Consider the following 11,539-nt stretch of genomic DNA (forward strand, 5'->3'; position numbering starts at 1 on the left):
GCGTGATGTACGGCAGCCCCGAGACGACGACCGGCGGCAACGCGCTCAAGTTCTATGCGTCCGTCCGCCTCGACATCCGCCGCATCGGCGCGGTCAAGGACCGCGAGGAGGTCACGGGCAACGCCACCCGCGTCAAGGTCGTCAAGAACAAGGTCGCGCCGCCGTTCAAGCAGGTCGAATTCGACATCATGTACGGCGAGGGCGTGTCCAAGCTCGGCGAGATCATCGACCTAGGCGTCAAGGCCGGCCTGGTCGAGAAGTCGGGCAGCTGGTTCTCCTACGACTCCGTCCGCATCGGCCAGGGCCGCGAGAACTCCAAGGCGTTCCTGAAAGCCAACCCCGAAATGACCGACCGCCTCGAACAAGCCATCCGCGGCCGCACCGACAAGGTCGCCGAGGAGTTGTTGGTCGGCCCCAGCGAAGAAGACGACGTCTGACCACCGACCCTCTCCCGCGTAGGGCTACGCCCGCCTTCGGCTCCGCGGGAGAGGGATAGGCGCGAAGCGCCAGGGTGAGGGCGGTGTGATAGGGGAGAGCTTGCCGGCGACGGCGGGCCTTTTTTTGGATCATAGAACTTCGAGAGCTTACGTCCGCTTTGGATGAAAGACGGTTGTGCTCGAATGCCGAAAATTAGGGCAGCAGCCATTCAAACGCGCGGCGCACCACATTCCGCGCGTCATTCCGCAATGGCGAGCCATGAGCCATCACAAGTCGATCGGCAGGCCAGATGACGATCTGTCTCAAGGCAGCACGGGCAACTCTGCGATTGAAGAAGGTATATCGAAACTTGCGGGGCACTCGTGGTTCGGACGTAGTCATCCCGTCAAGTTGAGCGATCAACGAACGCCAGCCGGTGAACGAGTTCCGATCGAACTGCTGGATCAGGTCCGTAAACAAAACCGTGCGGCTGGGCGTATGGAAAAAGACCACTTCGGTCGTGATCCGGTTTCCGTTGACGATGACATGGTCGATCGCACCTGACCACGCTGCGGCACCACGAGCTGGAAAATCGCTGAAACTAAGGTCTTTGCGTCGTTTTCGAAGATCCGACGGCGCATAGAGGGTAGCTTGGGGATACGCACGCTGCCATTCGGCTAGAAAGAGATGGTGCAGCGTGTTGGGGGCGATGAGCCAACGAACCTCGCCGAGCGCATCGATCGCCGCACGCAACGTGTCCGAGAGCGCGACGGGCGACCAAATGAAGAGCGTCCCGTCGTCCAATCGGATCGCGGCCATTCTCGTGGGATAGTGAAAGCCGGCGACCGCCACGACAGGGCCGCTCGCCAACCAGAGGTCCTGTCCAAACGGTTCCAGCATTTGGTGGATTGACCATAGATGTAGGACGTCTGCAATTGGATCGAGAGCGGACCTAGCGAAACCGCTGTCCTACAGCTCCCGGTCCGTGGCAGGCCTTCCGCGACCCGCCCACGTCGGAGCTATTCGATGATCCCCGTTCAGAACCGCACGCGATATCAGACGGGGCGTCCACCAGCCTTCAACCCGCTAGCACGGCAACTCGGACCATCGACGAAAACCGCGAATACGCGTTACCTTCGTTACCTTCGCCGCCGCGAGCGCCGGGCGATCTCGACCCACGCCCGGCACGCTGCCTGACGCACCCATACCCCACCCGCCGAGCGTTCTTGGCGTGACCTTTAGTGACCTTCCGCGCGAGGAGCCCCGCCCATGATCACCGTCCACCATCTCGAAAACTCCCGCTCGCAGCGCGTGCTCTGGATGCTGGAGGAACTCGGCCTGCCCTACGCGATCAAGCGCTACGAGCGGAACAAGGCGACCATGCTCGCCCCGCCCGAGCTGAAGGCCGTCCACCCGCTGGGCAAGTCCCCCGTCATCGACCATGACGCCGGGGACGGGGCGCGCGTGATCGCCGAGACGGGCGCGATCGCCGAGTACCTCGTCGAGCTCGCCGACGGTCGCCTCGGCTCCCCGCCGCACCGCGACGCCGCGCTCCGCTACCGTTTCTTCCTCCACTATGCCGAAGGCTCGATGATGCCGCCGCTGCTCCTCAACCTCGTGCTCCGCCGCATCCCCCTGCTCGGCAAGCGGATCGTCAAGCGCATCCAGCCGATGATCGACGTCCACCTCGATTACGTGGAGGCCGAACTCGCTGGGCGTCCCTGGTTCGCGGGCGACGCCATGACCGCCGCCGACATCATGATGAGCTTTCCCCTTGAGGCCGCCCGCGCCCGCGGCGGCCTGAACGCCAGCCGTCCCCACACGATCGCCTGGCTCGACAAGGTCCACGCCCGCCCCGCCTACCAAGCCGCGCTCGCCAAGGGTGGACCCTACGCCTACGCCTGACCTACTCCCTCCGTCACCCCGGACTTGTTCCGGGGTCCATCGTTGCACGACCCCAGCCGTTTGCGCCTGTGCAACGATAGACCCCGGAACAAGTCCGGGGTGACGGGAAGGGGAGACAAGCGTCTTATCGAAAGCTGTCCGTCTCCGCCTTGACGGCATTCGTTTCGCCCAAACCTTGCGCGTCCACCACCGGCTGCGGCGCGTCGAGCCCACCCTCCCATTTCGCGACCACGGCGGCGGCGACCGCGTTGCCGATCACGTTGGTCGCGGTCCGCCCCATATCGAGGAAATGGTCGATCGCCAGGATCAGCAACAGCCCGCCCTCCGGTATCTGGAACAACGGCAAGGTCGCCGCGATCACCACCAGCGAGGCCCTGGGCACCGCCGCGATCCCCTTCGACGAGATCATCAGGAACAGCAGCATCGCCACCTGCGTCCCCAGCGGCAGGTCGATCCCGTAGGCCTGCGCGATGAACAGCGACGCGAACGTCATGTACATCATCGACCCGTCCAGGTTGAACGAGTACCCCAGCGGCAGCACGAAGCTGGCGATCCGCGGCGGCACCCCGAACCGGTCCAGCGCCTCCAACATCCGCGGATAGGCCGCCTCCGACGACGCCGTCGAAAAGGCCACCAGCATCGGCTCGCGCACATGCCGCACCAGCTCGGTGATGCGGCTTCCCAAGAACAGGAACCCCGCCCCCAGCAGCACCGCCCACAGCACCGCGAGCGCGATGTAGAAGCTCCCCATGAACCAGGCGAGCTGCCCGATCACCCCGGGCCCGCGCTCGGTCAGCGTCGCCGCCACTGCGCAGAACACCGCGATCGGCGCGACGCGCATCACGTAATCGGTGATCTTCAGCATCACCGCCACCAACCCGTCGACCGCCCGCACCAGCGGCTGCGCAGGGGCGCCCACCGCCGTGATCGCCACGCCGACGAAGATCGAGAAGACGACGATCTGGAGGATCTCGTTGGTCGCCATCGCGTCGATCATCGACGTCGGCACGATATGCGTCAGAAACTTCTCGAACGAGAACGCCGCCGTCTCGACCCCCGACGTCGCGGTCGCGGGCGGCAGCTCCAGGTTCAGCCCCACCCCCGGCTGCATCAGGTTGACGAGCAGCAGCCCTAGCCCAAGCGACACCAAGGTCGCCGCCAGGAACCACCCGACCGCCCGCCCGCCGACACGCCCAAGCGTCGCCGTATCGCCCATTTGCGCGATCCCCTGCACCAAGGTCGCGAACACCAGCGGTGCGATGATCATCTTGATCAGCCGCAGGAACATCGTGCTGCCGTAGCTGAACCCTTTGCCGATCCCCTTCAGCCGCTCGGCCGCCGCGGGCGACCCGTCATCCAGCGACAGGTGGATCGCCAGCCCCGTGACGATGCCGAGCACCAGCCCGATCAGGATGTAATAGGTCAGCCGCTTGGCCATCACGTGCTTTCGGACAGGGGAGGGTGGACCGCACGGAACGGGATTGCGGCCGCTCGGTCAAGCGCCGTAACATATCGCCCATGCTCCTCACCCGACGCCAAGCAGCCGCCGCCGCCGCGCTCGCGCCCTTTACCCCCGCGATCCTGCGCGCCGCCGAACCCGACCTGGCCATGCTTCGTGATCTCACGACCGGCATCAGGCCCATCGACGCGGCCGAACGCGCCCGCCGCCTCTCCCGTGCCCAAGCGTTGATGCGGGCGAACCGCATCGGCGCGATCCTGATCGAACCCGGCGCGAGCCTCACCTACTTCACCGGCGTCCGCTGGGGCCGCAGCGAGCGCCTCACCGCCGCCATCCTCCCCGCCGAGGGTGAACCGCTGATCGTCACGCCCTTCTTCGAGGAGCCGAGCATCCGCGAGACGCTCGCCGTCCCCGCGACCGTCCGCGTCTGGCAGGAGCATGAGGATCCGCTCCGCCTCGTCGCGACCTTCCTCGCCGAGCGCGGCATAGCCGCTCGCCCGATTGGCATCGAGGAGACAGTCCGCGCCTTCGCGACCGACGGCCTCCGCCGCGCGCTTCCGAACGTGCCGCTCGTCTCCGCCAACCCCGTCGTCCGCGCCTGCCGCATGATCAAGACGCCCGCCGAGATCGCGCTTATGGAGGCCGCGAGCGACGTCACGATCGCCGCCTATCGATGGACCTGGCCGCGCATCGAAGCGGGGATGACCGGCGCGGACATCGGCGCGCTCATGGACGCCGCCACGCGCAAGCTCGGAGGTGACCCGCTGTTCGCGCTCGTGCTGGTCGGCGAAGGCTCCGCCTACCCGCACGGGACCAAGGAGGTGCAGCGTGTCGCCCCCGGCCAAGTCGTGCTGATGGATTGCGGCTGCTCGGTCGAAGGCTACCAGTCCGACATCTCCCGCACCGGCGTCTTCGGCCGCCCGACGCCCGAGATCGCGCGCGTCTGGAACCAGGTGGCGCGCGGCCAGCAGCTCGCCTTCGCCACCGCCCGCCTCGGCGTTCCAGCGGGCCAAGTCGACGACGCCGTCCGCCGCTTCTACGCTGCCCAGGGCTACGGCCCCGACTACACGCTCCCCGGCCTGCCGCACCGCACCGGCCACGGCATCGGCATGGACGGCCACGAACCCGTCAACCTCGTCCGTGGCGAGGCGACGCTCCTCGCGCCGGGCATGTGCTTCTCCAACGAACCAGGCCTGTACCTGCCCGACAAGTTCGGCGTCCGCCTGGAGGACTGCTTTCACATGACCCCAAGCGGACCTCGGTATTTCAGCGAACCCCCGCGCTCGATCGAGCAGCCCGTCTAGCTTGAGGGCCGGACGCGACTACCCTAAGCCGCCGTCATGACCTCGACCAACGACATCCGCCGTTCCTTCCTCGACTATTTCGGCGGGGCGGGCCATCGGATCGTGCCCTCCGCGCCGCTGGTTCCGCAGAACGACCCGACGCTAATGTTCGTCAACGCCGGGATGGTGCCGTTCAAGAACGTCTTCACCGGCCTGGAGTCCCGTCCTTACACGACCGCGACCTCCAGCCAAAAGTGCGTCCGCGCGGGCGGCAAGCACAACGACCTCGACAATGTCGGCTACACCGCGCGCCACCACACCTTTTTCGAAATGCTCGGCAACTTCTCCTTCGGCGGCTACTTCAAGGAACAGGCGATCGAGCATGCCTGGACGCTGCTGACGAAGGAATGGGGCCTCTCCGCCGACCGCCTCACCGCGACCGTCTACCACACCGACGACGAGGCCGCCGCGCTCTGGCGCAAGATCGCGGGGCTCCCGGACGAGCGCATCATCCGCATCGCGACGAAGGACAATTTTTGGGCGATGGGCGACAGCGGCCCGTGCGGCCCCTGCTCGGAAATCTTCTACGATCACGGCGACCACATCCCCGGCGGCCCCCCGGGCAGCCCCGACGAGGACGGCGACCGCTTCGTCGAGGTCTGGAACTTGGTCTTCATGCAATTCACGCAGGAGGACAACGAGATCGTTGGCGATCTTCCCCGGCCGTCGATCGACACCGGCATGGGGCTGGAGCGCGTGGCCGCCGTCATGCAAGGCGTCACCGACAATTACGACACCGACACTTTCCGCGCCCTCATCGCCGCCTCGACCGAGCTGACCGGCACGGACGCGGAGGGCGCGAACAAGGCCAGCCACCGCGTCATCGCCGACCACCTCCGCGCGGCGGGCTTTCTCGTCGCCGACGGCGTGCTCCCCGCCAACGAGGGCCGCGGCTACGTCCTGCGCCGCATCATGCGCCGCGCAATGCGTCACGCCCACCTGCTGGGCAGCGCCGAACCGCTGATGCATCGCCTTGTCCCGTCGCTCGTCGCCGGGATGGGCGCAGCCTACCCCGAACTTGTCCGTGCCCAGCCGCAGATCGAGGCGACGCTCCGACAGGAGGAGACCCGTTTCCGCCAGACGCTCGACCGCGGACTCAAACTTCTCGACGAGGCGACCGCGTCGATGCGGCCCGGCGATACGCTTGCCGGCGAGACGGCCTTCCGCCTCTATGACACCTTCGGCTTTCCCTATGACCTGACCGAGGACGCGCTTCGGGCGCAGGGGTTCGGGGTCGACCGCACCGGCTTCGACGCCGCCATGACCGAACAAAAACGCTCCGCCCGCGCCGCCTGGCGCGGATCGGGCGCGAAGGGATCGGACGAGCTGTGGTTCGACATCGTCGAGGAGGCGGGCGGCACCGAGTTCACCGGCTATGCGAGCGAGGAAGGCGAAGGGGCCGTCGTCGCGATCATCAAGGATGGCGCGCGCGCCGCTCTCGCCGGGGCGGGTGACGTGGCGATGATCGTCTTCAACCAAACGCCCTTTTATGCCGAGAGCGGCGGACAGGTCGGCGACATCGGCGAGGTGAGCGGCGACAACGGCTTGCGCGCGGTCGTGACCGAAACGTCGAAGCAGCTCGGCCGCCTCCATGTCCATCATGTTCGCATCGAGGGGGGCGAGCTCGCGGTCGGTGACGCGGTCAAGCTTCGCGTCGACCGTGCCCGCCGCGCGGCGATCCGCGGCAACCATTCCGCGACCCACCTCCTTCACGCCGCTCTACGCGACAGGCTCGGCTCGCATGTCGCGCAAAAGGGTTCGCTCGTCACGCCCGATCGGCTCCGCTTCGACGTATCGCACCCGAATGCGATGTCGTCCGCCGATCTCGCCCGGGTAGAGGCCGACGTGAACGCGCAGGTCCGTGCCGACACGCCCGTCTCCACCCGCCTGATGACGCCCGACGAGGCGATCGCGGAGGGCGCGATGGCGCTGTTCGGCGAGAGATACGGCGACGAGGTCCGCGTCGTGTCGATGGGCACCGAAGGAGGGCGCTACTCGGTCGAGCTGTGCGGCGGCACGCATGTGGCGGCGCTCGGCGATATCGGGCTGTTCAAGCTGGTCGGCGAGAGCGCGGTCTCCTCCGGGGTCCGCCGGGTCGAGGCGCTGACCGGCGAGGCGGCCCGCAACTATCTGAACGCCCGCGACGAGAAGCTTCGCGAGGCGGCCGCCGCGCTCAAAGCCACCCCCGACGAAGTGCCCGCGCGCGTGGCGGCGCTACTCGACGATCGTCGCCGGCTCGAGCGCGAGCTCGCCGACGCCAAGCGTGCGCTCGCGCTCGGCGGAAGCACAGGCGGCGGTGTCAGCGGTCCCGAGCAGGTCACGGGCATCGGCTTCATCGGCCAGGTGCTCGACGGCTTCGAGGCCAAAGGCCTGCGCGGCGCGGTCGACGATGCCAAGGCTCGGCTCGGTTCGGGCGTCGCCGTGCTCGTCGCGACCGCCGATGGCCGCGCCTCGGTCGCGGTCGGGGTCACCGCCGATCTGATCGATCGCTTCGACGCCGTCGACCTGCTCCGCCGCGCGGTCGGGACGCTTGGCGGGCAGGGCGGGGGAGGGCGGCCCGATATGGCGCAGGGTGGCGGCCCCGATGCCTCCCGCGCCGCCGACGCGGTCGCCGCCATCCGCGCAATGCTCGAACAGGCGCAGTCGGTCGCTTGAACGGCACAGATCCCGACCACCCGGTTTCCAGCTATTGAGGAAGGGGAGGCGAGCCGGTTCGGTTCGCCTCCCCTCCGTGCGCCGCGAAGCGGATCAGCGCGGCTGGCGACGCGTGCGAGTCGTGCTCTTCGTTGTAGTGGTCTTCGTAGTAGCCGTCGTCGCGGCGGCGGTCGCGCCCGCCTCGGTCGTCCCGGCGGCGTCGACGCTCGTCGCGGCATCGTTCGAGGTCGGCACCGTTCCGCCTGCCTGCGTTACCGCCGCGTCGAGCTGCGCGGCTGTCATGCCGATCACGGGACCGCTCGCGCCCATTGCGAACCCGCTTATCGGTAGCTTCACGTCGCCCTTGGTCGTCGTCAGCGTGACATACTGCGCGTCGGTCGACTTGACCGTGCCGACCGCCGTGCCCGTCGAGCCGCGCACCATCGCGCCGGGCGTCAGCTGCGCCATCAGCTGCTGCTCGGCGCCCGCCTGCGCCTGCGCGGCCGCGGCGACCACCTGGGCGCGGGTGAGCGCGATGCGCAGGCCCTGCGGCCCCGACCCGATCGATGCGGGGGGTAGGCTGACCTTGGCGTCATCGACGCTCAAGACCACCGCCTGCGGAGTCACTTGGTCGATCGTACCGACCGCCGCGCCCGCCGAGTCGTAAACCGTCGCACCGACAGTGGGTGTCGCCGCGGTAGCCGCCGTCGCCGGTGCGGCGGGCTGCGTTGGGGCCGTCTGCGCCTCCAGGACCATCGGGCTGAGCAGGATGGCGCCAAGGGCTGCGCTGCTGGTAAACTTCATGACGATACTCCTTACGATTGCGTCATGAAAAACGCCGCGCCGTCGCACTGGGTTCCCACGAGCGCTTCAGCCCACCTCGCTTCGCCCCCGTACCCGCCTGATCCGCGGCTCGCGCTCGAGCGCCGCGTCGCGCCGGACCGCTTGGCGCAATTCGTCGCGCTTTTCATGGATCGACGCGATTACCGGCCCCATCGCGACGCCCAGATCGACCAGCACCGCCTCCGACAGCTGAAGCGAGCTCTCCAGCGTTTCGGGCACGGCGTCGGTCACCCCCGCCCGGTACAGCTCGGCCGCATGGTTGGCGTCGCGCGCGCGGGCGATGATCGACAGGGCCGGGACCAGCGCGCGCACGCGCCGCGCCACATGCACCGACAGCACCGGATCGTCCATCGTCAGGATCAACGCGCGCGCGGTCTCCAGCCTTAGACGCTCGATCAACTCGATCCGCCCGGCGTCCCCGAACAGCATCGGGTAACCCGCCCGCCGCGCCTCCGCCACCGCATCGATGTCAGCCTCGACCGCGACGAAAGGCTGTCCGTGCATTTCAAGCATGTCGGCCACCATGCGCCCGACGCGACCGAACCCGATGATGACCGTGCCCGGACCCTCGGGTCCGATCGTCGCTCCCCCAGGCTCATTACGCGGCTCCATCGCGCGCGAGACCGCGCGGCCCGCCTTCGCGAGCAACGGCGTCAGCGTCAGGCCCAGCGCGGTCACCGTCTGCCAGAAGCTCGCGGTCGGCGGCAGGATCAACCCGGTGCCGAGCGCGGCGGCAAGGACGATCAGCGTCGTCTCGGACGGGCTGCCCATCAACAGCCCCGTCTCAGCCGCGACGCCACGCCGGGCATTGGCGACGCGCAGCAACAGGAACGTCACGACCGCCTTGGTCACGACCACGCCGAACAGCGCGCCGATCAGGGGCGCCCAATTAGTCGCGATCAGCCTGAGGTCCAGGCTCATGCCCACCGTCAGCAGGAACACGCCGAGCGCCAGTCCCTTGAACGGCGCGATCACCAATTCGACCTCCGATCGGTATTCGGTCTCGGCGATCAGCAGCCCGGCGACCAGAGCGCCCACGATCGGCGACAAGCCCGCCGCGGTCGTCGCGACGCTCGCGAAGATCACGACCAGCAGCGACGCCGCCAGGAACAGCTCGGGGCTCTTGGTCCGCGCGGCCTGCGCGAACAGCGGCGGCAGGGCGATCCGGCCGATCAGGAAGATTGCTACGACCGTTAGCCCGCCGCGCACCGCGACGCCGGCGGCGACCTCCCATCCGCCCGAACCGCTCGGCGCCATCGCGCCCAGCGCGAAGATGATCGGGACCAGCGCCAGGTCTTCGAACAACAGCATCGCGAACGCTCCGCGCCCGACCGCTCCCGTCGTTCCCGACAGCGGCAATACCAGCGCGGTGGACGACATCGCCAGCGCCAGCCCCAGCCCGATCGCCCCCGGCCAGTCCTGCCCCAGCACATGCAGGCCGATCCCGACGATCGCCGCCGATCCCAGCAACTCGGCCGCGCCCATCCCGAACACCTGCGCCCGCATCGTCCACAACCGCCGGAAACTGAGCTCCAGCCCGATCGTGAACAGCAGCAGGATGATCCCGAACTCCGCGAACGGCTCCATCGATGCGGGGTTCGAGATCGTGACGTAATATAGCCACGGGAACCGTTCGACCCACGCGCCCAGGCCGGACGGGCCGACAAGCAGCCCGACAAGGATGAACCCGATCACCGGACTGACCCGGAACCGCGCGAACGTCGGGATCACCAGCCCCGCCGCCCCCAGGATCACCAGAGCGTCGCTGACGCCTTCGTTACCGATCTCGATCGCCACCCGCCGTTCTTATCGCAAGCATCGATCTGAAACAGGTCGTGCAATGCGTCATCATCTCAGGGCACGGCTGTAGAGGGCGACGCATGCGGCCTCGTGGTCGAGCTCCGCCAACGCTGAACCCGCCGCGGCCGGTCAGGCCCAGTTCGCCATCTCGCCTTCGAGGTTCGCCCGGACCGCCTCGAAGAACTGCTCGGTCGTCATCCAGGGCTGGTCCGGCCCGATCAGGATCGCCAGGTCCTTGGTCATCGCGCCTTGCTCGACCGTCTCGACGCACACGCGCTCCAACGTCTCGGCGAAACGGGTCACGTCGGGCGTGCCGTCGAACTGGCCGCGATATTTCAACCCGCCAGTCCAAGCGAAGATCGACGCGATCGGGTTGGTCGAGGTCGACTTGCCCTGCTGGTGCTGGCGGTAATGGCGCGTCACGGTGCCGTGCGCCGCCTCCGCCTCCACGGTCTTGCCGTCCGGGGTAAGCAGCACGGACGTCATCAGCCCCAGCGAGCCGAACCCCTGCGCGACCTGGTCCGACTGGACGTCGCCGTCGTAGTTCTTGCACGCCCACACGAACTTGCCGGACCATTTCAGCGCGGACGCGACCATGTCGTCGATCAAGCGGTGCTCGTACACGATGCCCTTGGCCTTGAACTCGCCCGCGAACTCCGCCTCGAACACCTCGGCGAAGATGTCCTTGAATCGCCCGTCATAGGCTTTCAGGATCGTGTTCTTGGTCGACAGGTACAGCGGCCAGCCGCGCCCCAGGCTGTAATGCATCGACGCGCGCGCGAAATCGCGGATCGAGTCGTCCAGATTGTACATCCCCATCGCCACCCCCGCGGTCGGGAAATCGAACACCTCATGCTCGATCGTCCGCCCGTCCTGCCCTTCCCATTTCATCGTCAACTTGCCGGGGCCGGGAACCTTGAAATCCGTGGCCTTGTACTGGTCGCCGAAGGCATGGCGGCCGACCACGATCGGGTGCGTCCAGCCGGGGATCAACCGTGGCACGTTCTTGATCACGATCGGCTCGCGGAAGATCACGCCGCCCAGTATGTTGCGGATGGTGCCGTTGGGCGACTTCCACATCTTCTTCAGCTTGAACTCCTCGACGCGCTGCTCGTCGGGGGTGATCGTCGCGCACTTG

General features: G+C 67.7%; 8 protein-coding genes and 1 pseudogene. 4 read left to right on the top strand and 5 right to left on the bottom strand.

Annotated elements, in window-relative coordinates:
* Positions 1 to 437, top strand: a pseudogene (locus tag ACFE71_RS12885) (DNA recombination/repair protein RecA); the annotation flags it as partial.
* A gap of 193 nt (positions 438 to 630) precedes the next feature.
* Here the strand turns inward: ACFE71_RS12885 and ACFE71_RS12890 are convergent.
* Entirely contained in the window at positions 631 to 1,317 is a 687-nt protein-coding gene (locus ACFE71_RS12890; RefSeq protein WP_375429193.1) for a DUF4336 domain-containing protein, read from the bottom strand.
* Between the two features lie 369 nt (positions 1,318 to 1,686).
* Between ACFE71_RS12890 and ACFE71_RS12895 the strand changes: the two genes are divergently transcribed.
* Entirely contained in the window at positions 1,687 to 2,322 is a 636-nt protein-coding gene (locus ACFE71_RS12895; protein WP_375429194.1) for a glutathione S-transferase family protein, read from the top strand.
* Between the two features lie 124 nt (positions 2,323 to 2,446).
* On the opposite strand, the gene ACFE71_RS12900 is transcribed toward ACFE71_RS12895, so the two are convergent.
* Complete coding sequence (locus ACFE71_RS12900; protein WP_375429195.1) at positions 2,447 to 3,760, bottom strand: dicarboxylate/amino acid:cation symporter; 1,314 nt, start codon at positions 3,758 to 3,760, stop codon at positions 2,447 to 2,449.
* A gap of 80 nt (positions 3,761 to 3,840) precedes the next feature.
* Here ACFE71_RS12900 and ACFE71_RS12905 point away from each other — a divergent pair, with 80 nt between their 5' ends.
* Both ACFE71_RS12905 and alaS read left to right on the top strand, forming a co-directional pair.
* A complete protein-coding gene (locus ACFE71_RS12905; protein WP_375429196.1) occupies positions 3,841 to 5,085 on the top strand; it encodes a M24 family metallopeptidase in 1,245 nt (414 codons plus the stop codon).
* A gap of 36 nt (positions 5,086 to 5,121) precedes the next feature.
* Complete coding sequence (gene alaS, locus ACFE71_RS12910) at positions 5,122 to 7,779, top strand: alanine--tRNA ligase (RefSeq protein WP_375429197.1); 2,658 nt, start codon at positions 5,122 to 5,124, stop codon at positions 7,777 to 7,779.
* 93 nt (positions 7,780 to 7,872) lie between these two features.
* Here the strand turns inward: alaS and ACFE71_RS12915 are convergent, their stop codons facing one another.
* The 3 genes from ACFE71_RS12915 to ACFE71_RS12925 all read right to left on the bottom strand — a co-directional run.
* Positions 7,873 to 8,562: a hypothetical protein gene (locus ACFE71_RS12915; protein ID WP_375429198.1), complete on the bottom strand. Its 690-nt coding sequence runs from the start codon at positions 8,560 to 8,562 to the stop codon at positions 7,873 to 7,875.
* 66 nt (positions 8,563 to 8,628) lie between these two features.
* Positions 8,629 to 10,398, bottom strand: coding sequence for a cation:proton antiporter (locus tag ACFE71_RS12920; RefSeq protein ID WP_375429199.1), 1,770 nt, complete (start codon positions 10,396 to 10,398; stop codon positions 8,629 to 8,631).
* 132 nt (positions 10,399 to 10,530) lie between these two features.
* A partial coding sequence (locus tag ACFE71_RS12925) for an NADP-dependent isocitrate dehydrogenase (protein WP_375429200.1) occupies positions 10,531 to 11,539 on the bottom strand: 1,009 nt, incomplete at its 5' end.

It is taken from the genome of uncultured Sphingomonas sp. (genome assembly GCF_964237155.1).
Lineage (GTDB): Bacteria > Pseudomonadota > Alphaproteobacteria > Sphingomonadales > Sphingomonadaceae > Sphingomonas.

Coding starts and splice junctions, on each gene's coding strand:
- ACFE71_RS12890 (WP_375429193.1), bottom strand. CDS start 1,317: ATGCTGGAACCGTTTGGACAGGACCTCTGGTTGGCGAGCGGCCCTGTC.
- ACFE71_RS12895 (WP_375429194.1), top strand. CDS start 1,687: ATGATCACCGTCCACCATCTCGAAAACTCCCGCTCGCAGCGCGTGCTC.
- ACFE71_RS12900 (WP_375429195.1), bottom strand. CDS start 3,760: ATGGCCAAGCGGCTGACCTATTACATCCTGATCGGGCTGGTGCTCGGC.
- ACFE71_RS12905 (WP_375429196.1), top strand. CDS start 3,841: ATGCTCCTCACCCGACGCCAAGCAGCCGCCGCCGCCGCGCTCGCGCCC.
- alaS (WP_375429197.1), top strand. CDS start 5,122: ATGACCTCGACCAACGACATCCGCCGTTCCTTCCTCGACTATTTCGGC.
- ACFE71_RS12915 (WP_375429198.1), bottom strand. CDS start 8,562: ATGAAGTTTACCAGCAGCGCAGCCCTTGGCGCCATCCTGCTCAGCCCG.